Here is a 26,474-nt window from a genome sequence, read left to right as displayed (position 1 = left end):
TTATACTTGGTCAAAAGCCTGCTGCAAATCTGCTTTCAAATCTTCAATGTGTTCAAAACCAACAGATAATCTCAACAAGCTTGGCGTTACTCCTGCAGCTAGTTGCTCTTCATCGCTGAGCTGCTGATGCGTAGTAGCTGATGGTTGAATAATGAGCGTTTTAGCATCGCCCACGTTGGCTAGGTGAGAGATCAATTGCAAGGAATCGATGACTTTAGTGGCCTTTTCTTTATCACCTGCTACTTCGAAACTCAGTACTCCACCAAATCCATTTCTCAAGTATTTTTTCGCCAGGTCATGATAAGGGGAAGACTTCAGGCCAGGGTAATTCACTTTCTTCACCTTGGGATGATTTTCAAGCCATTCTGCCATTGCAAGGGCATTTTGAGTAGTTCGCTCGACACGCAAAGACAAAGTTTCCAGTCCTTGCAAGAGCAAGAAAGAATTGAATGGGCTCTGCGAAGGACCAAAATCCCGAAGACCTTCAACTCTAGCGCGAATAGCAAAAGCTATATTGGGTAAGCCAAGTGGATTTCCTTCACCAAACACTTCCCAGAAATTGAGTCCGTGATACCCCTCCGAAGGCTCAGAAAATTGCGGAAACTTACCGTTACCCCAATTGAAATTACCACCATCCACTATGACACCACCGACTGACGTGCCATGTCCGCCAATCCACTTGGTAGCTGAAGCGGTGACGATATTTGCTCCATGGTCGAGTGGCCTGCATAGAAAGCCACCAGCTCCGAAGGTGTTGTCAACAATCAAAGGAATATCATGCTTCTTTGCCACCTGGGCAATGGCTTCAAAATCTGGAATGTTAAATTCCGGATTACCAATAGTCTCCAGATAAATCGCTTTTGTTTTTTCATCGATCAATGCCTCGAAATTTTCAGGAGCATTTCCTTTGGCAAATCGAGCTTCGATACCAATACGCTTAAAAGCAACTTTAAATTGATTGTAAGTGCCACCGTAGAGGTAAGATGTGGACACAAAATTGTCCCCTGCTTGAAGAATGTTATTTAAAGCCAAAAACTGAGCTGCTTGACCAGAGGATGTAGCCAAAGCAGCTACTCCGCCTTCAAGTGCTGCTACCCGCTTTTCGAAGACATCGTTCGTCGGATTCATGATTCGGGTATAGATATTCCCAAATTCTTTCAACCCAAAAAGATTGGCACCGTGTTCAGCGGAATTGAAGGTGTAGGAGGTGGTTTGATAAATTGGTACAGCCCTTGAATTGGTAGTTGGGTCAGGTTCTTGACCAGCATGTAACTGAAGGGTTTCAAAATGATAATTAGCAGACATAATTTATAGGGTTTAAAGGGTTAAGGTTTACAAATTATTCAGCATTGCTAATAGCAATCCTGTTCGCGGGAAGCGATTTCAAAATAAAGTGATGAAATGGGAGGTAAGGTGTTGTGCGTAATCATTTGCGAAGAATTTATATTTCCGAATGAGAATACCTCAGTCGGCAGGAATTGGCACCTTTCCACTTTGGAAGGTTGCCAGAGGGTCAATGAGCCTGTCTCTCGCCTCTTCTTTATAAATCCTCACACTAAAAAAGTACAAGGATACAACAAAGTAAACGCTGAGTTTTAAGATTTCAAAGCGTTTCGGATAATTTAATGCTGAATTTTTAAAAGTGATAGTTCATTACTTGATTTCTTCAGGAAATAAAGTGGCTTAACTATTTAATGAAATTCCTTCAGGTTGTATTTGAAACCTTTGGTTTTTATATCAATTGATTTTTGAGCAGCAGAGCTGATGAAATCATTCAGGATTTCTTCGATATCCTTATCAATAAAATTGGCTTTGGTAGCATTAATTAAGACCTCACTTCCATCCGGAATAGACTCTAAGGCTTTCATCAGTGGAGCTTTGTTTAAATAGGACACTTGTTTCTGAAGCTTGAGTACATAAACTCCTTTATCTTCCAACAGGGTGACCCTTTTATGATAGTTAGCCTGAATGATGAAGAAAAACCCAACCACCAAACCTATACCGATTCCCACTAACAGATTTGTCAACAAAATAGAGATGACTGTGACAATAAATGGTATAAACTGACTTCTTCCTTTAAGGTACTCATCGATAAATACAGAAGGCTTTGCCAATTTGTAGCCGACCATAATAAGGATGGCAGCAAGACAGCTTAGAGGAATTTGATTCAATATTTCTGGTATAGTTAATACCAAAATGAATATCAGGACTCCATGAAAAATTGCTGATAGTTTGGTTTTAGCACCGGCTCCAATATTGGCAGATGTCCGAACAATCACAGCAGTAACGGGGAGCCCTCCAATTAATCCCGAAATAGAATTTCCAATTCCCTGTGCTACAAGCTCTCGTGAGGTAGGAGTAATTCGTTTTTCCGGATCCATCTTATCTCCGGCTTCGATACTCAAGAGCGTTTCAATGCTGGCAATCACAGCTATTGTCACGGCGATAATCCAGAAATTGGAGGTGTTGATGGCTGAAAAATCAGGAAAAGTTAATAAGCTCGCCATTTCGGCTAAGTTTCTGGCAATCGGAATATTCACCAAAAGTTTACCGCTTTGAGTCCAATCGGGAAGAAAGATCTGGTAAAATTTATTAATTAAAACTCCCAAAACTACCACCCAAAGTGCGCCAGGAATTACACCTATCAACTTATGAGCTTTTATTTTGGGTCTATCGAAAAAGTATAGGATAAGTAGTGAAATAAGAGTGATTGGGATTGCTCCAATGCTAAAATTTTGAAAGGCAAACCATATTTCCGAAAAGGAACTGCTACTTTCCAATTGTGCTAGCCCCATTGTTTCCTTATCCCAGCCGAGTCCATGCGGTATTTGCTTAATGATCAGGATGAGGCCGATGGCAGTGAGCATCCCTTTTATCACAGAATGCGGGAAATAATAGCCCAAAACCCCAGCCTTTGCAAAACCGAGAATAATCTGAATAAGTCCTGCAATCACGACAGTACCAAGAAAAAGATCGAAACTACCTAAGCTGGCAATGGAATCCAGAACAATAACGGTAAGACCTGCAGCAGGTCCACTGACACTGACATGGGAACCTGAAAGAACACCGATTATTACTCCCCCGATTATTCCGGCAATCAAACCTGCCAAGGGCGGAGCACCACTTGCCACTGCAATTCCCAAACATAAAGGCAATGCCACCAAAAAGACCACAAGCGAGGCCTTCAAGTCATACTTTATGATGTTTTTGGTGATGGTCTGAGCCATATGAGCCGTGTGGGTTGAAAAGTTAATTATATCAAATAGACGATCAACTTGGGCTCAAAAGTTCTCTAAAGGCAGTGTCAATTGCGGTAAAATCAAAGGAATCTAAGGCAGTATTGAATTTGGTTTCAATCGCGGGTAAGCATAGATTGCCAATGCTTCCCTCGTGGGTATGGGAAACAGTGCTTTGGTCAGGAGCGAAATTACCGGATTCTATATCCAAACCGACCTTTTTATAGGCATCTCTAAATGGCATTCCACTTAATACTAAATCATTGACAACCTCCACGGAGAATACATGCTGATAAAACTTGTCATTCAGGACATCCTTTTTGATTTGAATATCTTTAAGCATGAAAGTGGACATTTCTACGCAGATTTTAAGACTCTCAAGTCCGGGGAAAATTTCCTCTTTCAAAAGTTGTAAATCACGATGATAGCCTGTCGTGGAATTAGTCAAAATCATCGAAATAGTCTGAGGAATGGATTGAATTTGATTGGTTTTGGCACGAATCAGTTCAAATACATCTGGATTTTTCTTGTGAGGCATGATACTCGAACCAGTGGTGAGTTCATCCGGAAAACTTATAAACCCGAAATGTTGATTCATAAACAGACAAACATCATCTGCAAGACGATTCAGTGTGGCTGCAATTCCCGCCAGGGCAAAAGAAAGAGTTCTTTCCGTCTTTCCACGGCTATTTTGTGCGTTAATCACATTGTGATGTAAGTCTGAGAAGCCCAATAATCGTGTAGTGTAAGTTCTGTCTAAAGGAAAGCTTGAACCATATCCAGCCGCTGATCCCAATGGATTTTTATCAGATAAATCAAAAGCTGCTTTTAAAAGTGCTAGGTCTTCACTCAGCCCCTCCAAAACAGAGGAAAACCAAAGCCCAAAGCTTGAAGGCATGGCCAATTGGGTATGAGTGTAACCCGGCATTAGGTCTTCCTGATGTTTCTCCGAAAGATGGGCTAGAAGTTCGCCCAACTCCTCAATTGATTCAACCAATTCACGGATTGCAGCTCGGTAATACAGCTTCAAATCAACGAGAACCTGGTCATTTCGGCTTCGGCCAGAATGAAGCTTTTTTCCAACATCACCAAGTCGCTGAGTCAATAGAAACTCCACCTGAGAATGAACATCTTCGATTCCCGGATCTATGGAAAATTTGCCTTGCTCAATCTCCAAATAGATCGTTTTCAGACCTTCTTGCAACTGCTTGTTTTCTTCTTCTGTAAGCAAGCCGATTTTGAAAAGCATTTTGGCGTGAGCCATGGATCCCAGCACATCAAAAGGAGCCAAAATCAAATCAAATTCCGGATCTCTTCCTATCGTGAATTCTTCTACTTCCTTTTTATTGCCACTGGCTTTCTGCCAAATCTTCATTTTGCTGTTTATTTTATAAGCTGTACGTATTTTTCTAAAAGAAGTAAGTAGCCTAACACTCCTTTTTCTATCTCCTCGATATAAATGAACTCATCTGCAGAGTGAGATCTTGCAGAATCACCGGGTCCGATTTTGATAGATGGGAAGGGGATAAGTGCTTGATCCGAAAGGGTAGGACTTCCAAAAGTTTCTATACCACATTTAATTGCAGCTTTCATAATCGGATGACCGTCCAAAGGACGTGTGCTATTCAATCGAAGTGATCTGGGTGTGAGTTTGGCATGCAATCCCATTTGAAGCTCCTCTATGGCTTCCTCCAAAGTGTAAGCGTCAGTCACCCTCACATCGAGAGTATAGGTACACTTATCGGGGACGACATTATGTTGTTTTCCTGCGGAAATAATTGTGGCAGAAACTTTAGTTTCTCCTAGGTAGTGAGATTGCCTTTTAAATTTAAAATCCCTGATTTTCAGAATATCTTCCATCGCGAGATAAATGGCATTAACCCCTTCGTCTCGGGCAGCATGGCCTGGTTTACCGGTTACTTCTGCATCTATCACGACCAATCCCTTTTCAGCCAAAGCCATTTTCATCTGGGTAGGTTCGCCGACTATAGCAAGATCGGCTGGTTTTAGTTTTTTGACCAGCATTTCCATTCCCTTTTTGCCAGAAATCTCCTCTTCTGCAGAGGCTATAAAGACCAAATTGAACGGTAGTTCTTCTTTCCAAAGGTGAAGAAAGGTTGCTAATAAGCTTACCAAACAGCCGCCTGCATCATTTGAACCAAGACCAAAAAGTTTTCCGTCTTCTATATCTGGAGAAAATGGTTTTCTGGTATATCCATTGTTTGGATAAACGGTATCATGATGAGAATTCAGCCAAATATCGGGTTTTTGGGGATCATAATTTTTCTGATACACCACGATATTATTTCCAAAACGGTTGATATCTGCTCCATTTTGAATTAAAAATCGGCTCAAAATAGTTGCCGTTTCTTCTTCCTGTTTGGAAATGGAAGGGGTAGCAATTAGCTCCTTCAACAGATCAATGCAGTCGGAAACAATCTCTTCATTGTACTTCATAAACTCTTAGTATAAATCGTAGCGATGTTTTTCAATTATAGTCCCAGAGAGCTTTCCTTTGGTAGAAAGGATAAGATTTTCAGCCTTTCCTATCCAGACATGGTTAACACCTTTCTGTAGCGCTTCAAAAGCATTGTCAAGTTTGGGAATCATACCTGAATGGATGACATTCTCTTTCCTAAGTTCAGCGTAAATATCCTCATTGATGAGCGGTATGATTGAATTTTCATTTTGCTCATCGACCAAGACCCCGCTTTTGTTGAAGCAATAATACAGGTTGACTTCATGCTTTTTAGCCAAATTTGTAGCGATGGCAGAAGCAATGCTGTCTGCGTTGGTATTTAATAATTGTCCCGTTTTATCATATGTAATAGCACAGAAAACGGGTACGATATCTTCCTGAAGCAAGTATGAAAGCAAGCGTGAATTCACTTCCTTGATGTCTCCTACGAAGCCATAGTCTATTTTTTTGACAGGTCGTTTTTCAGACTGGATTGCATTCCCGTCAGCCCCTGTCATCCCCATCGAGTTAACACCTCGAGCTTGAAGCTTTGCGACAATATTTTTATTGATTAGCCCGGCGTAGACCATGGTCACAATGTCCAATGTATCTTGGTCGGTGATTCTACGTCCATCGACCATTTCCGGCATGACTCCAAGCGACTCACCAAATTTAGAAGCCATCACACCACCTCCGTGAACGAGGATTTTTTTACCAGGGAATTTGGCAAATTGGTCCAAAAATTCTTCCAGTTTTTCAGGGTGGTCAATGACATTTCCCCCGATTTTGATCACTGAGATTTTCATGGTTTCTATAATTTAAAAATCATCCAATGATTTTGCTTAAAACAGCCTGTGCTGCATAGATTCTGTTTTCGGCCTGCCGCTGAACTAGCGATCGATCACTATCCAATATTTCGTCTGATAATTCTAAGTTCCTTCGCACTGGCAAGCAATGCATTACTTTCGCATCAGGTGCTTTGCTGAGGTGCGCTTCAGTCAGCATCCAACTGAGATCTGTAGAGTGGATTTTTCCGTAATCATTAAAAGATGACCAGTTTTTAACATACACAAAATCAGCGTCTTGAAGTGCCTTGCTTTGATCATATTCTAAAGTGGCTCCTTTTGTAAATTTCTCATCCAACTCATAGCCCTCTGGATGGGTAATCGTCAAGTCGTACTCCATTCCCAAAGCCCATTCGGAAAAGCTATTGGCAACCGCATGGGGTATAGCTTTGATATGGGGAGCCCAGGTCAAAACAACTTTTGGTCTTTTACTGGATGGGGTATTTTCCTTCATGGTAATCATATCTGCCAGACTCTGAAGAGGATGGCGGATTGCTGATTCCAAGCTAACGATTGGAATACCGGAATGACGGATAAATTGATTCAATACAAAGTCCTCAGTGTCCTCATTTTTTTGGGTTAGAGTAGGGAAAGCCCTGATGGCCAAAACATCAAAATAGGTACCCAACACACCGGCAGCATCCTTAATGTGCTCGACGGTGCCTTTATTCATCACTTCGCCATCTTTCATTTCCAATGCCCAACCTTCCTTGTCCATATTCAAGACAATTGCCTCCATACCGAGATTTTGAGCAGCTATTTGGGTACTGACCCGAGTACGGAGAGATGGGTTTAGAAAAATGCAGCCTACACGCTTGCCTATCCCTTTGCTGATATCCTTTCTGGGATCATTTTTATAGGATTTTGCAAGGTCTATGAGTTCTTGTCCAAGCGCTAAAGACTCAAATTGAGTAAAATTCTTCATAGTCTGAAGGCCTATTTGGCCAAAATTTCTCGAATTGCTGTGATAAACGAATTTAATTGATTCCACTCAACAGACAAGGGAGGAAGCAGTCGAATCGTCTGTTTTTTTGCGGCAGAACCTGTGAATATTTGGTATTTGTTTACTAATTCCGAACGAACTGGTCCCGCTTCTCGGTCAAGATCTATCCCGATCATAAGCCCTTTTCCCCGTACTTCCTGGATTTGTGGAATAGTTCGAAGCTCTGAAATAAGGCGTTCCCCAAGTTCATTTGCACGCTCTTGAAGCTTCTCTTTTTCAAGCACTTCCAAAACGGCTAATCCAGCTGCGCAAGCCAAGTGATTACCTCCAAAAGTGGTACCCAAAAGGCCATAACTAGCTTCAAAATCAGGAGAAATCAAAAGTCCTCCAATTGGAAAACCATTGCCCATCCCTTTGGCCATGGTAATCAAATCGGGCATCAAGCCATCTACCCATTGATGTGCAAAAAATCTTCCCGTCCGACTAAAGCCTGATTGTACTTCATCCAAAATAAGCTTAGCACCGTATTTTTTACAAAGTCTTTCTAGACCCAAAAGAAAGTCTGCATCCGGCACCTGAATGCCTCCTACACCTTGAATTCCTTCGATAATGACTCCGGCTATTTGTTCATGCGCTAGTGTTTTCTCTGCTTCTTCCAAATCTCCGAAGGGCAGGATATGGAAATCTGAACGGGCATTAGATGGGGCAATAATTTTTGGATTATCTGTCAAGGCAACTGCACCTGATGTCCTTCCATGAAATGCTCCCGAAAAGGCAATGAAACCAGGTTTTCCAGTTGCAAATGATGCCATTTTGATGGCGTTTTCATTTGCCTCAGCTCCGGAGTTACAAAGGAAAAGCTGATAATTATGCAAACAGGAAAGCTCTCCCAGTTTATTTGCGTATTCTTTCTGTATGGGGATCTGAACCGAGTTGGAGTAAAATGCAATAGAATCAAGCTGATCTTTGATTCGCTTGACAAAATGCGGATGCGTATGCCCAATTGAAATCACCGCATGACCACCGTACAGATCCAAGTATTCCCGACTTTGATCATCCCAAAGTTTACACCCTTCCGCCTTCTGAATAGTGATGGGAATCAAGGGATATACATCAAATAGCTTCATTTTTATTTCAAAATTTTAAAGGGTGATTAGATCGGTTTTTGAAATTCGATTCAAGAAGTTAAAATGCAATTGACTTAAGATTCAACCCAGTTTTTTCATCCAGACCAAAAGCTAGATTATAGTTTTGAACGGCTTGTCCTGAGGCACCTTTCAGGAGGTTGTCGATTGCTGAATATATCACCAATTGTCCGGCCTCTTTTTGTAAATAAACCAGACATTTATTGGTATTGACCACTTGCTTTAGGTCAATGTCATGGTCTGCGACATGGGTGAAAGCAGCATTTTTGTAAAATTCCTTATACAAGGCTTTTGCTTCTTCCAAACTACCCTCAAAAGGAAAATAAGCAGTAATCCATATTCCCCGGGCAAAATTGCCGCGATAGGGAACAAACAGCAAATCTGAATCGAAATCAGCATTTGTTTGAATGAAGGTTTGCTTGATCTCTTTCAGGTGTTGATGTGTGAAGAGTTTGTAAACCGAAATATTGCTTAATCTGTAGCTGAAATGGGAGGTATCGGCCAGTTTCTTTCCTGCACCAGTACTCCCGGTAATTCCATTGATATGAATGGAACCCTTCACTAAGCCATTTAATACAGCCGGCAAAAGCGCCAATTGAATCCCTGTCGCAAAGCAACCGGGATTGGCAATTCTTTTAGCGTTTTTGATCTTCTCCCTATTGACTTCAGGAAGCCCATAAATAAATCCATCTGATTCATCCCTGAAATCCGTGGAAAGGTCAATGATGACTGTTTTGAGATCAAAAGAATGCTGATCTAAAAAAGAACGTGTTTGTCCGTGAGGCAAGCCTAAGAAAACTGCATCTAGACCGGAAGTTTCTACCTGATCAGTAAAATACAAGTCACAATCTCCGATCAAGTCCGGATGCACCTCGCTTATATGCTTTCCTACTTGACTGTTGGAATGGATATAGACCAGTTCACAGTTTGGGTGATGTACCAAAAGACGGATTAATTCACCTCCTGTGTAGCCTGCCGCACCAATGATAGCTGTTTTAATCATTTTCTTGTTGGTTGACCTGATGGAAAATGGCTGTTTGATTTCCTAAAATTCGAGTAAAGCCCTTGACATCTTCGGCCGTGTATCCCTTGTTCATTTCGCCATAGCTTCCAAATTTCGATGCCATCAAATCATGCGCTGAAGCAATTCCCAAAAGGGTAAAGTGCTTAACATCAAGTCTCACGAAGACATCACCTGATACATACTCCTGAGTGGATTGTAGGAAAGCTTCTAGATTTCGCATCACTGGATCTAGGTAATGTCCTTCATGCAGGTGATTTCCGTAGAATTCAGCTTGTTGGTTTTTCCAGAATAGCTGCCACTTGGTAAGGGTATGCTTTTCTAGCAATTGATGTGCTTTGATGATGATGATCGGTGCTGCGGCCTCAAAACCCACTCGTCCTTTGATTCCGATGATCGTATCTCCGACGTGAATATCCCGACCGATTCCAAACGGGCCGGCGATCTCCTGAAGCTTCTGAATGGCTTCTACCGGATTATCAAAAACCTCATTATCAATACCTTTCAATTCTCCTTGAACAAAGGTCAATTTCACTTCTTTAGCCTCTTTCTCAGTGATCTGAGTTGGCCAAGCTTCTTCGGGTAAATATCCCAAGGAAGAAAGTGTTTCTTTTCCACCCACGGAAGTACCCCAGATACCTTTATTTATGGAATATGCGGCCTTTTCGAAATTCATTTCCACCCCATGCTTTTTAAGATATTCGATTTCTTCCTGTCTGGAAAGCTTTAAGTCGCGAATTGGGGTGATGATTTCAATATCCGGGATAATGGTCTGAAAGATCATATCAAATCGGACCTGATCATTTCCCGCACCGGTTGAGCCATGAGCTACCGCTTTTGCTCCGATGGATTTGGCATAGTCAGCCAGTGATTTTGCCTGCAGGATTCGTTCGGCAGATACGGATAGGGGATAAGTCCCATTTTTCAAGACGTTACCAAAAGTCAGGTATTTCAAAACCTGCAAATAGTAAGTATCTACCACATCCAAGATGGTAAAAGATGCGATTCCGAGACTTTTTGCTCGGGATTCGATGGACTTTAATTCTTCTTCGGAAAAGCCGCCTGTATTGACCAAAACAGCATGTACCTCATAACCCAAATCTTTGGATAAATGGAGTGCACAAAAGGTGGTATCGAGGCCGCCACTATAGGCTAAAACAATTTTTTGCATCTATTCTTGAATTTTAAATAAATAAACTGAGAAAGGATTTGGCTGATTTGCCAAGTTTAAGAAACACGAACTTTTTCAATCGAACCCAGCGATCAAACAAATTGATACGTTTATTGAAATCTTTACGAAGGGCCATTTCTGCCAATTTGTTTTTGGGAGCATTGGGATCGTAAAGCATCGCCGTACAGAGGCAGTTTTGCCTTGATTTGGACATCAAAATTTCATAATTGACACAGCTCTGACAGCCTTTCCAGAATTCATTATCGTCCGTAAGATCTGCGTAAGAAACAGGAATGTATCCCAGTTCAGAGTTGATTTTCATCACAGCAGGCCCGGTGGTTAAGCCAAATATTTTCGAATCCGGATATTTAAGCCGGCTAAGCTTGAATATTTCCTGCTTGATTTTTCTAGCCAAGCCGTACTTTCGGAATTCTGGGGAAACGATCAAACCGGAATTGGCCACATATTTCCCATGTCCCCAAGCCTCAATATAGCAAAAGCCTGCCCAGCGACCATCTCCTGTCAATGCGATGATGGCCTTTCCCTCTTCTATTTTGGTTTGGACGTATTCGATACTACGTTTGGCAATACCCGTGCCCCGAGCTTTAGCCGAGTTGGCCATCTCATCGGTGATTTGCTGAGCAAATGATTTGTGACTGGCATCAGCCACTAATATTTTAAAGGTGATTTCTTCCATAATAGGTGGAGAAATGAATTACTGCGTTGCAGAAATAAATAAATCAGGAAAGGAAAGGACAAAAGGAAATCTCCCGCGTAGGGAAATTGAAAATATGGCAGGGTCAAACCCTAAAAAAGTACCTTCGCCTCCTAACTGGAGAAAAATTAACAGCAGGACATCCTACCACAACAAAAGCAGTCGCGTTGGCCTCGGATATCAATATGTTATTGAAGGAATTCATTTGAGCGTGTAAAATTGTAACGATGAAAAAGATATTCCAAAATAAATTCACAAAAATTAATCATTTCAGGCTTTTCGCTGAAAAGAATTTAACCAAACAGTTCAAAAAATTAGGATTCGTAAAATAAACCGAATTTTATTTTGAGCTATATCAAGTCTTTTTACTCATTTTTTTCAAAGCTTTGACAAATTGATCCAATTCATCTGTAGTGGTGTAGATGTTTGGAGTGATTCTGCAGCCATGAACACCATTTCCATCGATTGCAACGGTGAAGATTTTAAATTCATCCATCAAGCGTTTGGCCAAATCTCCGGGTTTTACTTTTTCCAAACCAACATTGGCTATGGCACAGGATCGAAAAGGCTCGATGGGTGTATTGACGTTGATTCCTTCAATTTCTCTGACCTGATCTGACCAATAGCGCTGAATAAACCGTAGGCGGTCTTCTTTCCGCTTTGCACCGATTTTTTCATGAAATTCAATGGCATTTATTACTGCAAGGTCGGTAGCCACTGGATGTGTCCCTGTATGGTTGAGATTATAAATACCAGGTCGGTCTAATTGATAAGGTGCGAGTAGTGGACGAATTTGATCTGCTTTCCCCTTTTTGACAAACAATAATCCAGCACCAAGCGGTACACTCAGCCACTTGTGAAGACTTGATCCATAATAGTCACAATCCAAATCTTTCATTTTGAAAGTGAAATGCCCCACCGCATGTGCTCCATCTACCATCACTTCCACTCCATGACGATGGGCCATATCACATATTTTCCGTACAGGCAGAATATGACCCGTGATATTGACAATGTGGGGAACCATAATCAGCCTTGTCTTGCTGGTAATGGCATTCTCATAGACCGCTACGATCTCCTCATCTGATTCTGGATGCATCGGAATATCTATCTTTTTGAGATGGACTCCATGTCTTCGATGGGCTAGTTCAAACATAGTCAGCATACTCCCATAATCCTGATTTGACATGATAGCCTCATCTCCTCTGTTCCACGGATACCCTGCAATAATAAGATCTAATGATTCGGTGGTATTCCGAGTGATGGCTATTTCCTCTGGATCTGCTCCAACCAATTCGGCTAGTTTGGCTGCTGAATTGGCCTTATTATCCCATTGTACCGTCCGCATGTAATAAGAACCTTGATAATTCACTTCACGGATATGTTCGATGTATTTCTCGAGTGTTTCTTGGGGTAAAAAACAATAGTATCCATTTTCCAAATTGATATAATCTGGCTTGAGTTTGTAGCCTTTTCGGATTTGATCCCAAATATCATCCGAGTCAAAGTCAATACCTGATAAATAATGAGCTTCTGCCTGACTTTTCAGAGGTCCTGCGAAAGTTCCCAAACCTAGGCTTGCAAGAGCTTTGATAAATGTTCTTTTCTTCATAGCATCAAAGGATATAGGTTAAAATCCACACGATCAAAAGCAAAATGGCCACCCAAGTGATCCAAGGGGAACGTTTCGGGAACTCAAATTTGCAAATAGGGCAAATAGCTGCCTTGGCATCAATTTCCATTGCACAGGATGGACATTCTTTAGTTTTCAAAATTCAGTGAACTCTTTTAAGGATTTGATCATTTCTCCCATAAGTAAATCAAAAGTCTATGAAAATTGAAATTTGGTCGGATGTAGTTTGTCCTTTTTGCTACATCGGCAAGCGAAAACTCGAAAAAGCACTGGATAAATTTCCCTTGAAAGATCAGGTCGAAATCGAATGGAAGAGCTTTCAGCTAAATCCAGAAGAGAAAACCAATCCATCGATAAATACTTTAGAGCATTTGGCACAGTCAAAGGGATGGTCCATGGATCAAACCAGAGAAATCACCTCAAATGTGGTGGAAATGGCTAAAGAGCAGGGCTTGGAATTTGACTTTGAGAAGGCAAAGGTGGCCAATACCAAAAACGCTCACCGGCTGATTCATTTTGCAAAACAGCAAGGGAAAGGCGGAGAAATGAAGGAACGCTTACTAAAAGCCTATTTCAGTGATGGAGAAAATGTGGATGATCTGAATACGCTGATAAAGCTTGGAGCAGAAATCGGGTTGAAGGAATCCGAAATCAAATCAATGCTAGCGTCCAATCAATTTGATGATGCTGTGGATCAGGATATTTATGAATCCCGATTAATAGGTGTTAGAGGAGTTCCTTTTTTCGTTTTAGATCGAAAATTCGGGATTTCCGGAGCACAGCCTGACGAAGTATTTGAGGAAACCATAGAAAAAGCATGGTCCGAATTCGCAAAAAATAACTCTATTTTCGAGGTAAAGTCCGCTGAGAATGGAGAAAGCTGTGATGTAGACGGGAATTGCTAAATAGAGATGGAAGTAGGAAGCTTGAAGTAGGAAGACCTTCTTACTTCATGCTTCCCACTTCTAGCTTCCGGCTTTAAATTACCAAACTCCACGAGTTTTCATCTGAAGCGTATATACTGCATCCATTGCGGTGATAAACAAAGTTTTTCTATCTAAGGCGGCAAAAGTGACATTTGCAGTCCATTTTGCAGGAACCGGGATATGAGCGATTTTTTCGCCTTTCGAGCTAAAAACAGTCACTCCGTCTCCTGTGAGGTAAATATTTCCTCGATTATCGATCGTCATTCCATCTGATCCCATTTCGCAGAAAAGCTCCTTATTGATCAAATAACCATCTTCCCGGATTTCGTAGCGGTAGGTTTTACTATCTCCGATATCTGCCACATAGAGGTATTTACCATCAGGTGTACCAATGATACCATTTGGCTTGACAAGGTCTTCAGTTACTCTGAAAAACTCAGCTCCATCCTCAGACAAGAAATAGACATGCTCTCCATCTTGTTCTCTTTCATTTCCTCGGATTCCTTCCCAGTAAGGCCTTACATAAAGAGGATCCGTAAAATACATTCCTCCCTTTGGCCGTACCCAGACATCATTTGGACCATTTAATTTTTTGCCCCTGAAGTTTTCGACCAAAACCGTTTCATTTCCCTTTGAATCTAAAGCCCAGAGCTGGTTTTGCTCATCTGCACAGGAGATGAGTGTACCGTCAAGTTTGAAATACATGCCATTGGATCGTCCGGCATTTTCCTTGAACACCGAAACTTCTCCGGAAATGGCATTCCAGACGTGGATACGATCATTTGGTTGGTCTGTAAAATACACATCGCCCACGCGACTGACTGCAGGTCCTTCGGTAAAGGAAAATCCATCTTGGACTTTTACCAGTTCGGCACCCTTGACGATGATTCCTTTTTTATCTTCAATTTGCGACATAGCTGTTTGGGATAAAATACCCGCTACCAGAGCGAGTAGTAATTTTTTATTGATCATAGGTTTATTGGTTTCTCTCCATTACTAAAATTAGCACTTCTAAGTCTTCACTGTAAGCCATCCGTGAAATATTTTGATGAGATGAAAGGTTGATTTCAGCTAGCTTGGACCAAGTATTTTCATTTATTCTCCTCATAAAAATCTCATTTCCTCTCGCCATCAAAATGTTTTTTTTATCAACCCAGATAAAATCTTCTGAGCCACCTAAGCCAAGCCCTAGTTCGGATTTTCGATTGGTTTTTAAATCAAAAGCCCGTAATTCCAAGGCAACACCATCTGGTTTTGTCTGGACATCTTCCTTGGAAAGATAGGTGATTTCTGAGGTTTTTGGCCTTCGCTTTACTGATCTGCCGATATTCTGATCCATTGATACGAGATCTCCTCGACCTCTAGCATAAATCAATGAATTAGGCTCTCCTAAAACAAACATCGCGGCCTTGTTGTCATACCAGTCATAATAGCCCACTGGCTCGATATCATCATAGAGTAACTCCGGCTCGCTAAGGTTGATAGGGTAAAGCCAAAGCCGCTGAGCACCTTCGGGCTCAACTACTACCGCTGCTATGTATTGCTTGCAGTCCGTAATGGATGGGGAATATTCGCTTCGGTCAGCAGTTTTAGTTAGATTGGTGAAGTTCTTTGTTGAAAAATTATAGAGAATAATATCGTGATTTCCTTGATCATCCGCTGCCGAAAAAACTAATTCCTGATCATTGATGAAATTTGGTTGATTGTCATACCCAACTCTATCTGTCAATGGTTTGGCTGTTTCTGCGAGAATTTCAAGGCTTTTACCCTTTCCTTTGGTATCCACTTGAATCAGGTCAAAACTTCCCTGCGCAAATAGCGGCAAGGAAAATAAAATCAGAAAGCAGAGATTGGCAGTAATCTTCTTCAGCATAAATGATTGGTTTGTGCAACCAAAATACAAAATCAAGGTTAGATTGCTGTGGACAAATTGAAGCTTTACACCAATCAGAATTTTGATCAACTCCGACAAAGACAAGATCCCCTTGCAGATCAGGCAGTTGAGGACTTGATAGCAAATCCAAAGTTGATTGATGTATTCAATTCCTGGGATATGATTCCTGATCAATTGAGCCTTGATTTCAGTCCGAGGGTGAGAAATTTCCTTCAGTTTTATTTTGATAAACTATCACTTGGAGAAACTTCAGTTCTTCAAAATGGGCAGGCTTTTTTCGCTAAAAATGGAGATATCTATCTAGGTCTTTTAGGTTTTTATTCGTTGCCCTACTGCTATGCTTTTGGAGATGGGGCAGAGGTATTGGTCAGATCAAAGCGGATCGTACAGGATATCGGAAAGCGGCTGGCAGAGACTGGCGTTTTTGTAATGGACATTTTCCGGCCCAATGCCTTTATTTCTGATTCTCGGGCCTACTTAACTTGCGCGAAAGTCCGGTTGATTCATGCCTTTAGCAGATATTTTATCCAAAAATATGCACGGGACTGGGACCCAAAGTTTGGAAAAGCTATCAATCAGGAGGATATGCTTGGAACTAATCTGGCCTTCAGCATGATCGTACTTCGCGGAATGATCAAAATGGGCAGGAATATCTCAGAATCGGATTTTGAGGCTGTTTTGCAGTATTGGAAATGGATAGGGGAGTTGATCGGAGTGGATACTAGTTATTGGCCTGAAAATTCCAAGGAAGCGTTTGAGTTGGATCGACTGATCCGGAAAAGACATCTAAAAAGCACAGAAGCAGGAAAAACCTTGATAGGTGCTCTCGGTGGCTACTATAAAGGAAACATTCCTGATGCCCTCATCCGGCAGCAAGTTGATGGATTATTTTATTTTTTCCTGGGAAAAGAAGCCTCTAATGCACTTGGGGTAAAAAGCACAAATGCACTTCCTGGAAATTTGGTTGATCTTGTTTTTCGCTTTTCAGGATTGAAAAATTACGGCTCGAAGAAAAGCTATGAAAGCTTTCGCAGAATGATGGAAATTCAACAAAAAGAAAAATTTGGTGAAGTCATAAAACTGAACTTACCTCAAGTTGTCCGTTCATAATCGGACACATTTTTGTACGTTTATCAATCATTTTAATCGTTCAACCCCCTCTTTTTGCCGAAAAACATGCATTTTGGGCATTGGCACCCTTTTCGTATTCTTACTGGCATGAAAGCAATCATCATGAAACTTCAGAAGCTTCCATTGGAGCTGATCTTTTGGATCGGAAGTTTGCTTGCAATTCTCACGATTGACCCTTGGGCAGCGAATCACTTTTCGCTCTGTCCATTGGAAAATCTCGGGTTCAGTTGGTGTCCTGGTTGCGGTTTAGGCCGGGCCATGAACTTATTGGCACGAGGAGAATTCCAGGCATCTTGGGAAATGCATCCATTGGCGGCTCTGGCGTATCTGGTGATTTTTTCTAGAATTTGGAATTTGATAAGCAACTTAAAAACAACACACAACTATGGCTAATGTATTAAGACACCTGCCCGAACTCGAAGGAATGGAATTGGGCTACATTCAAGGATTGATGAAAAATATGGATGACGATCAAGCATCTCTCTTTGCACAGGTTTACCGTGCGAGAAGAAAAGACGCTCAAATGATCCTAATCTTGACCTTGATCGGTTTCTTTGGATTTGCAGGTTTGCATCGATTCATCTTGGGACAAATCGGCTTAGGTATTCTATATATTTTGACTGTCGGATTGTGCTTTATCGGTACGATCGTGGATTTGGTCAACTACAAGAGCCTAGCTTATGAATACAACGTCAAGATGGCGCATGAAACCTTGGCAATGCTTTCCAATCAATATCCTTCTCCTATGGATGGAAATATCGGAAACTCATAAATTGTATACCAATAACCACTAGCAAGAGAGGCTGTCCCAAAAGTAAAGCTTGTCACATTGAGCGAAGTCGAAATGTCTTCCAACATACCGGAAATGGCCTTCGACTCCGCTCAGGCTGACAAACAAACGGTTTATGAGACAGCCATTTTTTTGTTACCAATCATCTTCTGTTCCCAAATCCTTCTTCGGTTTTTGAAGTGTTTCTTCAAAAAAGTCTTCCCCTTCATCAGAAATTAAAAGGTGAAATCCCATCAATAGTTCTGAAATTGCTTGTAATTCCTCAAACGAGGCTTGCTGCACATGGAAGGGAAGCTGAACAAGGTTTGAATCTTTTTTTGAAAATGGGGGAGGAACCTCTGCATCAAAGAGATAGGGCCAAAGGGTTTTTCCACAGGCTATTCCCCATCGATCTACGGCTAGCTGACCTGCATAGACTTCTAGCCTTTCATTAATTTCATTGAAAAATCGCTCAGTTTCAGCTAATCTGATTCTTGATCCTGCTCTAGACTTTCCTTTGGTTTTCAAATGTTTAACCTGTGATTTACCTTGTTTTTTCCGAACCATATAGGCTCGAAATATTTTGTGATCAATCAATTGACGATTTTCAATTAGCCCTGTAAATGCTTGCCCGGCTCTAATTCCAACCAATGCTATGGCTGATTTGGATTGAAGAACGAGTTGGTCATTTTGCCAATTGTGGTCCCAAGGCAGAAATATCTTGGCAAACCATTTATTTTGCATTCCCAACTCGAGTTGGTGCTTTTTTTGATTGTATTGAAGATCCAGATTTTCCTTTTTGGACTTTTTCAATAGCTCCTCAAAAGTCGTAAAATCAATATTTTGGGTATTGGGAATATGCATACAATTAGATCCAAAAAAGGATTTCTGCAAATAAACAAATAACTATGGACGAAGAAATAGAAAAACTCTTTCAGCGAATGCTAGATCCCAAGGAAGCAGAGGCTTATAATTTTGCTGATAAACTTGGGCTTAAAGCTACCGAAGAAGTCAAAGATAAGTTGATCGAATTAGTGCTATCTGATGATTGGGAAGCTGCCTATCTGGCTTGTAGAGCTTTGTCTAAAACACCTTGGAACGAAGAATCATTGGATGCGATTTTTAAGGCTATCCATGATCGAAAAAATAAGCAGCAGCAGGGAGCTTTTGTGCAGATTTTAGAAGAATTCGACCTGAGCCAGCGTTTTGTTGATGTTTTCCGAGTGTACTTATTTGGAAATTTCAAGTCTTCCAGTTTGGCAAAGGAATATTTAGATAGAGTGGAATTCGATATTTCGCCAAGAACCATTCGAAAAGCAGAGAAGCATTGGAATCACTACCTCCACAACCCGGAAGATCCTGATAGTCTTTCCATTAAAAAATCTGAGGTTGAGCCTATGTTATTGGAAATGAGAGAATTATTTTCAGATTAACTACAACTTTTGAGACTTTTTGAAGTTAATATTTATATGAGAAAGCTAGACGTCATTGGATTTCATAATCAATTTCTGAGCGATTTTGGCTTTAAATTTCATCCTAACCACTTGCTGTTTTTCAAAGATTTTGATCATGGTCAGCAAGTGGTTTTTATTCATTATTCTGAATATCCAGATGTGAGCTATTTAGAATATAATTTGGGGATAAGAATTCATCAGGTTGAGGAAATCATCCATAAATTTCTCCCAAGCTTAAGTGATTATTCCCGTCGCTCCATCACTCTTATCCAAAGTCCTGACAAAATAGGGAAGGAGCTACCAAAGCGTTTTGTCTTAAACTCAAATTCACAGCTGGCTCAATCAATCATGGCAGCAGAGAAGTTTTTTGTGGGGTATGGATTTCATTGGATGGACGAAATGATCATTCCGGAAAATCTTGAGAAAGCTTTCGCAGATAGAAAAGAAAAAGTGTTTAGGACACAAAACTTTGTGTATTACGTTTTTCGTGGGGTAACCTTGGCTAGAATCTACAATCCAAATGATTATCCGGTTTTACGGGATATTTACTTAGAGGAAATTAAGAAGACGGGCATGACTCCATTTACTATCGCCTCATTCCTGCAGCTTTTAGATTTCCTCGACCATTTAGAAGATTAATCTCTTTTCTTTTTCACACCCCTAACTGCCTCCGCTTCTAGGGGATTTTCAGGCCACTCGTGTTTGAGATACCTTCTTTTCAGTTCTTTTCTCACTTCAAAATAGCCATTTGACCAAAAGCTTTTTAAATCTTGAGTCAATTGCACTGGCTTAAAGCCCGGTGAAAGCATTTCAATAAGTAAGGCATTTTTCCCCTGATTTATCCTTGGAGTATCTATCAAACCAAAAAGCTCCTGCAATCTTACGGATAGTCGAGGTTGCATACCTTCTTCTTGGTATTCAATTTTAATCTTGCTTCCTGAGGGCACTTCTATTTTTTCTGGAGCAAGTTGTCCTAGCATTTGCTGCTGCTCAAAAGAAAGAGAATGGAGTAGTATATCTTTTAAATTAAGCTTTTTGAGATCATCATTTTTCGAAATATCTATCAAATAGTGAGATAGCCAATCAGGTGCATTTTTACAGAGGTTTTGAACCGACCAATCCGGCCAGGATGAATCATTATTCCAATTTCTAATCGATTGTACCCGGTAAATTAGCTGTAGGGTTTCCTCATTCCAATCCAATAAATACTGGCCATCTTCCTGAATAGCCCTAACAATGGCTTCCTTGGCTAATCCGGGATTGAATGCTTTGAGTGGTCTTTTTCCCAAAATAATCGCCCCAATTCGGACTTCGGTCTCCGCAATAAGTCCACCCTTTTTTCGGTCCCATTCTAAAACCTCCCGAGTCTTAAGCATGGGTGCAAGATCTTTTGGGTTCAAAGGAGCTGCTAACCATATTTTGCCCATTCCTTCTCTCGCATCTACCTGGGCCACGGCCAGCCAAGATTCATGAGCCAAGTCATCTCGGTGACCAATTTGAGCAATTTTACCATTCGCCAATTGAAACTGAGCATTGTTTCCAGGACGTGCTGCGGCGATTCGTTCTGGGTAGGCATACGCTAGCAAAAGTCCTGTTGCCCAAGGATCTACCGGCGAATTTTCTGGCGTAACCTGAAAGATTTTCCTGTATTGTGCAGCTACCTTTTCTATTTTTTTGATTCGGGATATGCTTACTCCACGATCTCTATACCTCCTCAGAGCTTCCACGCGCAAATTGATATCTACTCCCGCATCAGCCCCTAAAGGATCTCGCTCCTCCAGGATAGCAGCCACATCCGTAGCCAACTCCAACAGTCCATTTTCTTTCGCATAAAGCAGCATATGGGCTATTCTTGGCTGTAGGGGTAAGGCCTGAATGCCTTTTCCATGGGCTGTAATCTGACCATTTTCAATCGCTTCGATCGCCTCCAACACCTTTTCGGATTGTGCAATGCTAGCTTTTGGTGGGGGAGTAAGCCAAGCCATTTCTTGAATATTATCCTTGCCCCAGGCTATCATGTCCAATACCATTCCGGTCAGGTCAGCCTCCAACAGCTCAGGAGTTCTAAAATCTGCCAATTGACTCTGAATACCTTTATTCCAAAGCCGGTAGGAGTGGCCTGAAGAAAGCCTTCCGGCTCTTCCACTTCTTTGATCTGCTGAATCCTTACTGATTCTATGCAGAACCAAACGAGAAAGACCTGAACGCGGGTCAAATTTATTTGATTTGGCAAATCCTGAATCTACTACCACCCGAATACCTTCTATGGTTAGTGAGGTTTCGGCTATATCCGTGGACAAGACTATCTTCCTTTTTCCTTGTGGATTGGGTAAAATAGCTCTTTGCTGATCGGCAGGAGTTAGCTGTCCATAAAGTGGTAAAATAAGGTCATCTGGCAAAGCCGATCTAAGAATGGATTGAGCTTTTCTTATTTCTCCCTGACCAGGTAAGAAAACCAAAAAATCTCCTTCATGCTTTTCAGTCAAAGGAATGATTTGCCTAGCTGTATCCTCTCCGATGGCATATTCATCGATCGTGTTCAAGTAATTAACTTCCACGGGATATTGTCTTCCCTTGCTTTCAAGCACATTCGCGTGGAGTAAAGAGGAAAGTTCCTTCGTATCGATGGTCGCAGACATCAGTAGAATCCTCAGATCAAGTCTAAGTATCTCTTGAATCTCTCTCGCTAGCGCAAGTCCTACTTCAGAAAAGAGATTCCGCTCATGGAATTCATCAAATATCAACAAACCGATTTCCTCCAATGCATTGTCTTGATGCATCATTCTGGTCAGGATTCCCTCTGTGATGACTTCCAAACGTGTTTTTTTCGAAACTGCCGATTCAAATCTAATTCGATAGCCCACTGTTTCACCCACTTTTTCACCAATCATTTCAGCCATTCTAGTTGCAATGGACTTGGTAGCTAGACGTCTAGGTTCGAGCATCAAGATTTTCTTTCCTTTGAGCCACTCTTCTTCAAGGAGGGCTAAAGGTAAAAGCGTACTCTTTCCCGCACCGGGAGGCGCTTGAATGATTAGGGAATTTTGGCTGGAAAGGTGTTTTTTGACCTTAGGGATGATTTCAGATACAGGAAGGTCGAAGGAATCGGGATTAAGAATAATCATGCATCAAAGATATTGAATGACTACTTTTTATGTAGATAAGCATCAAAAAAGAGGAAAATAATTTCAGGTTTTTAAAATTCTTTAGATTAAAATCAGAACTTTAACTAATAGAATCTCAGACTATGAATGCTAATAAAGATATTCGTTGGATCCAGCGTTTTTCAAATTATGTGAAAGCTTTTGAGAAACTAGACCAAGCGATCGAAAAAATAAAATCCGAATATAGGCTGGAGGAAGATGGGAAAATTAGCTCAGATGAGTTTTTAGATGATATCATCAAAGAAGGGATTATTCAACGTTTTGAATATACCCATGAGCTTGCCTGGAATGTGATGAAGGATTACATGAAAGAAGTTGGTGGCATTACAACTATGGGTTCTAAAGATGCAATAAAGGAAGCATTTTCGGCAGGTTTAATTTCGAAAGGAGAAACATGGATGGACATGATCAAGAGTAGGAATAAAACCTCACATACCTACAATAAAGAAACGGCTGACAGTATTTTTTTGAGTATCATACATGATTATCACCCGCTTTTCGAAAACTTCCGAGACAACATGGAAGAAATCAGGAGTGTATCAAAAGGAAAACTGTTTTAAAATGGATTTTGGATTGTCTTCATCAATTATAAAAAAGCTCCAAGCAGAATTTGAATCATTTCCTGAAATAGAAAAAGTGGTTATTTATGGATTCCGCGCCAAGGGAAATTATAGAGAAGGGTCTGATATTGATTTGACTTTTTTTAGCGAAAGTTTAGACCTGAGAAAACTCCAAAAAATTGAACTGGCTATTGATGATCTCTTCCTTCCCTACAAATTTGATGTCTCCTTATTTAAGCAAATCTCTAATGCAGACTTGATAGATCATATCAATAGGGTAGGGAAAGTCTTTTATGAAAAAGAAAAAACCACTTCATATTAATCTGAAGTGGCTTTTTTGGGTTAGTTTTTCAATTTATTGAGCGGAAAGTTTTGCTCCTGCTTTTCCGTATTCCCAGCGAACTTCAAATCCGCCATCCTTTACTTCATAGACCAATCTCTCTTCCATTGAGGAAGTTTGCTGAGAAGGTACATTTACTCGAAGGGCGTCTTTTGAGGAATCATAATTGAAGGCTCCCCATTGCTTAGCTTCGGTATTGAAAATGAAGGTAGACTCGTACTCACCTGGGATGATAAAGAAAGCATAGGTTCCAGCAGGAAGCTTCTGACCTTCTACCATAATGTCTTTATCCGTGGTGAAAGTGGTCGCCTCATTGGCACCAGCTCTCCAAACTTGGCCTAGAGGAACCAAATCTCCCCAGATCATACGACCTTTTACAGCAGGAGAGGAATAGTTGATGATGATTTTTGCATCTCCCACAGTTCCTTCAGCGGTACGGGCAGGACTAGGTTTTTCTTGTGCTTGGGCAGCAAAAACGAATGCTCCAAGCATCAGTGCAGAGAAAAGGATTTTTTTAAAGTTCATGGTTATGTGATTTAGTGATAGTGAAATTAAAGGGTTAAAATAATTATATAAAGGTTTGTACTGACAATTATTAAAAAGGTTTAGGGAATTCGCGTATTCCCTAAACCTAAGTAAATTAAACTTTAACCCATGATTGGGATTTATTACTATCGATAATTCGCTCACCGATAATTAGCTCCCTTAATCCATCAGCGAAGGTCGGGAATGATGGCGAATCAGGTTGTTTTCCTTCTCGGACTGCCGCATACACTTCCTTAAACATTTGCTTAGATGTATCAGGGAAACCTTCATTATGGCCTCCAGGGAAAGAAATCAGGGCTGAAGCTTCTGGATGAAACAATGCCGGATCTTTCATCAGATGACCATTTGCTGTCTCTCTTTTGCCTATCCAAAGCTCATTAGGTCGCTCTGAATTAAATTCAAAATTAGACTTAGAACCTGCAATTTCGATGTTTAATCGGTTCTTTCGTCCTGCATTGACCTGGGATACAGTGATTGAGCCTTTCGATCCATTATCAAAACGCAATAGCACGGTAGCATGGTCCTCAGTATTGATTGGAACTTCTTCATAATCATCCATGGTAAGCATTTTGCCAGAATAGGTCTCAATGGCTTTCAGAGGCTTCAATCGGGTTTTATGAACCGTAGAGAAGTCAGCTAATACTTCTGTGATTTTCAGTCCGGTCACGTATTCAGTGATATCCAATAAGTGGGAACCAATGTCGGCAATAGCGCGAGAATCACCGGATTTGTCAGGTTCCAATCTCCAGTTATAGTCTGTCTTTAAAAATAGCCAATCCTGCAAATAGGATCCCATAATACTGTAGACTTCACCCAGTTCTCCTTTTTCTCGCATAGTCTTCATTTGTCTGACCATGGGGTAGTAGCGAAGGTTGAAATGCACGGCATTAACCAGTCCTTTCTCAGCAGCAAGTTCTACCAACTCTTCTGCTTCATCAATTTTTACAGCCAAAGGCTTTTCGCAAATCACATGCTTGCCTGCTTCTAATACAGCCTTGGTTTGTGGATAATGAAGAAAATTAGGAGTACAGATATGGACTACATGGATATCCGAATCTTTCAGCATCTCTTCAAAAGTGTAAGCTTTAGGAATTCCCAATAAAGCTGCTTTTTCATCGGCTAACTCTTGAGTGACCTCAACCAGGCCAATTACTTCAATATTTGGAATTCTTCTAAGCGCCTCCAAGTGGGCCGGACCGATAAATCCTGTTCCGACGATGGCTGCATTGATTTTTTGAGACATAGGTTTTTAGGTTTTATTTGATGTTAAACAAAGTTTCAAATTAGGAAAAATGCTTAATAATCGAACAAAGAAGTGTATTCATTTATCTTCTAGCTTGACCTTGATTTTTTTTAGCTGGTAATGAAATAGACCGAATGTCTTTTACTCAGAAGGCTTTAGCCACCATTTGCTGTTTTGAGATTGTTCCTCATTGAAATAAAGGAATGAGCCGATCATTGGTGTTCGGACTTTTACATTAAGCTCTTCAGCTTTTGGCAATAGCCGGTCAATGGGATCTGTCCAACTGTGCATAGCTAGTCGAAATGCTCCCCAATGTATTGGCATAATTTGTTTGGCACGCAAATCCAGACCAGCCTGTGCGGTCTCCTCAGGCATCAAGTGGATTTCTTTCCAATTTTCATTGTATTGACCACATTCCAAAAGGGCCAAATCAAAAGGCCCGTATTTATCACCGATTTCCTGAAAATGAGGTCCATAGCCACCATCACCACTGAAAAATATATTTTCTGATCCGGTAGAAATCACCCAAGATCCCCAGAGCGTACTAAATCGATTGGACAAGCCACGGCCTGAAAAGTGTCTACTTGGAGTAAATGCTACTGAAACTCCTTCATAGGAATCTTCCTCCCACCAATCTAGTTCTTGGATGTTTTCACGAGACACACCCCATCGCTCCAAATGCGCGCCAACTCCCAAGGGGACATAAAACATTCTGGTTTTAGGGATCAGACGTTGTACCGATTCATAATCCAAATGATCGTAATGATCATGAGAAAAGAACACCATATCAATAATCGGCAATTGCTCCACCTCAATGGGTAATTCATCGTAAAACCGCTTATTCCCAAGCCATGGATGCGGAGCAGGGACATCCCCGAACATCGGGTCCAACAAAATATTTTTTCCGGCTAGCTGAAGCAAAAAGGCCGAATGTCCAAACCAAATAAGTCGAGAATTTTGGGAGTTTATTAAATCCAGTGAATCTACCTTTTGAACAGGTAATTCAAAATCCGGTTGACGAGAAGGATCTGACTTGAAGAATTCAGGTAGGAGTTTGATGGCTTTGGCAAAGCCCATACTCATTTCAGTAGGAATCAGATTTTGAAATTTCCCATCACTATAATGCGGAAGCTTTTCGAATTCTTGAACTTGTTCTTTGCTTGGATTAGCTCCAAACTGTGGATTAAGATTTAGAAAAAGCGCCACAAAAAGAATTAGGCTAAAAATAAAGCCTACGGGAATTAGAATAATATTTCGAATCACTTTTCTTTTGGATTGAA

The 26,474-nt window shown here is 40.9% G+C and carries 26 protein-coding genes and 1 riboswitch; of the genes, 8 read left to right on the top strand and 18 right to left on the bottom strand.

The genetic code is table 11. The features are described from left to right. From G457_RS0105895 to G457_RS0105835, 11 genes are all read right to left on the bottom strand, one after another. Positions 1–1,305, bottom strand: coding sequence for an O-acetylhomoserine aminocarboxypropyltransferase/cysteine synthase family protein (locus tag G457_RS0105895; protein WP_026945643.1), 1,305 nt, complete (start codon positions 1,303–1,305; stop codon positions 1–3). Positions 1,306–1,438: 133 nt separating this feature from the next. Continuing rightward, positions 1,439–1,549, bottom strand: a riboswitch (SAM riboswitch). A 142-nt stretch (positions 1,550–1,691) separates the two neighbouring features. Then, on the bottom strand, positions 1,692–3,227 hold the full coding sequence (locus G457_RS0105890) for a SulP family inorganic anion transporter (protein ID WP_026945642.1): 1,536 nt from the start codon (positions 3,225–3,227) through the stop codon (positions 1,692–1,694). A 43-nt stretch (positions 3,228–3,270) separates the two neighbouring features. Then, positions 3,271–4,611: an argininosuccinate lyase gene (gene argH, locus G457_RS0105885; RefSeq protein ID WP_026945641.1), complete on the bottom strand. Its 1,341-nt coding sequence runs from the start codon at positions 4,609–4,611 to the stop codon at positions 3,271–3,273. 8 nt (positions 4,612–4,619) lie between these two features. Then, on the bottom strand, positions 4,620–5,693 hold the full coding sequence (locus G457_RS0105880; RefSeq protein WP_026945640.1) for a M20 family metallo-hydrolase: 1,074 nt from the start codon (positions 5,691–5,693) through the stop codon (positions 4,620–4,622). Positions 5,694–5,699: 6 nt separating this feature from the next. Next, entirely contained in the window at positions 5,700–6,500 is an 801-nt protein-coding gene (argB, locus tag G457_RS0105875; protein WP_026945639.1) for an acetylglutamate kinase, read from the bottom strand. A gap of 19 nt (positions 6,501–6,519) precedes the next feature. Next, positions 6,520–7,464: a Rossmann-fold NAD(P)-binding domain-containing protein gene (locus G457_RS0105870; RefSeq protein ID WP_026945638.1), complete on the bottom strand. Its 945-nt coding sequence runs from the start codon at positions 7,462–7,464 to the stop codon at positions 6,520–6,522. Positions 7,465–7,475: 11 nt separating this feature from the next. After that, positions 7,476–8,609, bottom strand: a complete 1,134-nt coding sequence (locus G457_RS0105865) for an aspartate aminotransferase family protein (RefSeq protein ID WP_026945637.1) — start codon at positions 8,607–8,609, stop codon at positions 7,476–7,478. A 58-nt stretch (positions 8,610–8,667) separates the two neighbouring features. After that, positions 8,668–9,630 (bottom strand): N-acetyl-gamma-glutamyl-phosphate reductase, encoded by a 963-nt coding sequence (gene argC, locus G457_RS0105860; RefSeq protein WP_035483313.1) that lies wholly within the window; start codon positions 9,628–9,630, stop codon positions 8,668–8,670. Further along, positions 9,623–10,819 carry an argininosuccinate synthase gene (locus G457_RS0105855; protein ID WP_026945635.1) on the bottom strand — a complete coding sequence of 399 codons (1,197 nt, stop codon included), beginning with the start codon at positions 10,817–10,819 and terminating at the stop codon, positions 9,623–9,625. The genes argC and G457_RS0105855 overlap by 8 nt, the downstream gene beginning before the upstream one ends. Before the next feature lie 13 nt (positions 10,820–10,832). Next, positions 10,833–11,516, bottom strand: a complete 684-nt coding sequence (locus tag G457_RS0105850; protein ID WP_026945634.1) for an N-acetyltransferase — start codon at positions 11,514–11,516, stop codon at positions 10,833–10,835. Between the two features lie 373 nt (positions 11,517–11,889). Further along, on the bottom strand, positions 11,890–13,146 hold the full coding sequence (locus tag G457_RS0105835; RefSeq protein ID WP_026945632.1) for an aminotransferase class V-fold PLP-dependent enzyme: 1,257 nt from the start codon (positions 13,144–13,146) through the stop codon (positions 11,890–11,892). A gap of 218 nt (positions 13,147–13,364) precedes the next feature. Here G457_RS0105835 and G457_RS0105825 point away from each other — a divergent pair, with 218 nt between their 5' ends. Further along, positions 13,365–14,072, top strand: a complete 708-nt coding sequence (locus G457_RS0105825; RefSeq protein ID WP_026945631.1) for a DsbA family oxidoreductase — start codon at positions 13,365–13,367, stop codon at positions 14,070–14,072. A 78-nt stretch (positions 14,073–14,150) separates the two neighbouring features. Here G457_RS0105825 and G457_RS0105820 read toward each other — a convergent pair whose 3' ends face one another. Next, positions 14,151–15,065, bottom strand: a complete 915-nt coding sequence (locus tag G457_RS0105820; protein WP_026945630.1) for an SMP-30/gluconolactonase/LRE family protein — start codon at positions 15,063–15,065, stop codon at positions 14,151–14,153. Between the two features lie 4 nt (positions 15,066–15,069). Continuing rightward, the gene (locus tag G457_RS0105815) at positions 15,070–15,966 is read right to left on the bottom strand and encodes a TolB-like translocation protein (protein ID WP_026945629.1); all 897 of its coding nucleotides are present in this window, start codon (positions 15,964–15,966) and stop codon (positions 15,070–15,072) included. A 48-nt stretch (positions 15,967–16,014) separates the two neighbouring features. Here G457_RS0105815 and G457_RS0105810 point away from each other — a divergent pair, with 48 nt between their 5' ends. The 3 genes from G457_RS0105810 (at position 16,015) to G457_RS0105800 (ending at position 17,890) form a co-directional block, all read left to right on the top strand. Continuing rightward, entirely contained in the window at positions 16,015–17,097 is a 1,083-nt protein-coding gene (locus G457_RS0105810; RefSeq protein WP_026945628.1) for an oxygenase MpaB family protein, read from the top strand. Between the two features lie 108 nt (positions 17,098–17,205). Then, positions 17,206–17,511 carry a DUF2752 domain-containing protein gene (locus tag G457_RS0105805; protein ID WP_035483440.1) on the top strand — a complete coding sequence of 102 codons (306 nt, stop codon included), beginning with the start codon at positions 17,206–17,208 and terminating at the stop codon, positions 17,509–17,511. Next, positions 17,504–17,890 (top strand): TM2 domain-containing protein, encoded by a 387-nt coding sequence (locus G457_RS0105800; RefSeq protein ID WP_026945626.1) that lies wholly within the window; start codon positions 17,504–17,506, stop codon positions 17,888–17,890. The genes G457_RS0105805 and G457_RS0105800 overlap by 8 nt, the downstream gene beginning before the upstream one ends. 153 nt (positions 17,891–18,043) lie before the next feature. Here the strand turns inward: G457_RS0105800 and G457_RS0105795 are convergent, their stop codons facing one another. Next, positions 18,044–18,751: a hypothetical protein gene (locus tag G457_RS0105795; protein WP_051260724.1), complete on the bottom strand. Its 708-nt coding sequence runs from the start codon at positions 18,749–18,751 to the stop codon at positions 18,044–18,046. A gap of 44 nt (positions 18,752–18,795) precedes the next feature. Between G457_RS0105795 and G457_RS0105790 the strand changes: the two genes are divergently transcribed. Both G457_RS0105790 and G457_RS0105785 read left to right on the top strand, forming a co-directional pair. Next, positions 18,796–19,320, top strand: coding sequence for a HEAT repeat domain-containing protein (locus G457_RS0105790; protein WP_026945624.1), 525 nt, complete (start codon positions 18,796–18,798; stop codon positions 19,318–19,320). Positions 19,321–19,356: 36 nt separating this feature from the next. Next, the gene (locus G457_RS0105785; RefSeq protein WP_026945623.1) at positions 19,357–19,980 is read left to right on the top strand and encodes a hypothetical protein; all 624 of its coding nucleotides are present in this window, start codon (positions 19,357–19,359) and stop codon (positions 19,978–19,980) included. Here G457_RS0105785 and hrpB read toward each other — a convergent pair. Next, on the bottom strand, positions 19,977–22,466 hold the full coding sequence (gene hrpB, locus G457_RS0105780; protein WP_026945622.1) for an ATP-dependent helicase HrpB: 2,490 nt from the start codon (positions 22,464–22,466) through the stop codon (positions 19,977–19,979). The genes G457_RS0105785 and hrpB overlap by 4 nt on opposite strands. Before the next feature lie 122 nt (positions 22,467–22,588). Between hrpB and G457_RS0105775 the strand changes: the two genes are divergently transcribed. Both G457_RS0105775 and G457_RS0105770 read left to right on the top strand, forming a co-directional pair. After that, positions 22,589–23,065 (top strand): nucleotidyltransferase substrate binding protein, encoded by a 477-nt coding sequence (locus G457_RS0105775; protein ID WP_035483309.1) that lies wholly within the window; start codon positions 22,589–22,591, stop codon positions 23,063–23,065. A gap of 1 nt (position 23,066) precedes the next feature. Then, positions 23,067–23,387, top strand: coding sequence for a nucleotidyltransferase domain-containing protein (locus tag G457_RS0105770; RefSeq protein ID WP_026945620.1), 321 nt, complete (start codon positions 23,067–23,069; stop codon positions 23,385–23,387). Between the two features lie 33 nt (positions 23,388–23,420). Here G457_RS0105770 and G457_RS0105765 read toward each other — a convergent pair whose 3' ends face one another. From G457_RS0105765 to G457_RS0105755, 3 genes are all read right to left on the bottom strand, one after another. After that, positions 23,421–23,930, bottom strand: coding sequence for a DUF2911 domain-containing protein (locus G457_RS0105765; RefSeq protein ID WP_026945619.1), 510 nt, complete (start codon positions 23,928–23,930; stop codon positions 23,421–23,423). A 115-nt stretch (positions 23,931–24,045) separates the two neighbouring features. Next, positions 24,046–25,194: a Gfo/Idh/MocA family protein gene (locus G457_RS0105760; protein ID WP_026945618.1), complete on the bottom strand. Its 1,149-nt coding sequence runs from the start codon at positions 25,192–25,194 to the stop codon at positions 24,046–24,048. Between the two features lie 141 nt (positions 25,195–25,335). Continuing rightward, positions 25,336–26,457 (bottom strand): MBL fold metallo-hydrolase, encoded by a 1,122-nt coding sequence (locus G457_RS0105755; protein WP_248602824.1) that lies wholly within the window; start codon positions 26,455–26,457, stop codon positions 25,336–25,338. Positions 26,458–26,474: the final 17 nt, after the last annotated feature.

Origin of the sequence: Algoriphagus marincola DSM 16067 (genome assembly GCF_000429405.1) — a bacterium.
Lineage (GTDB): Bacteria > Bacteroidota > Bacteroidia > Cytophagales > Cyclobacteriaceae > Algoriphagus > Algoriphagus marincola.
The sequence above is the reverse complement of the archived record's forward strand: the minus strand, read 5'-3'. Positions and strand labels throughout refer to the sequence as shown.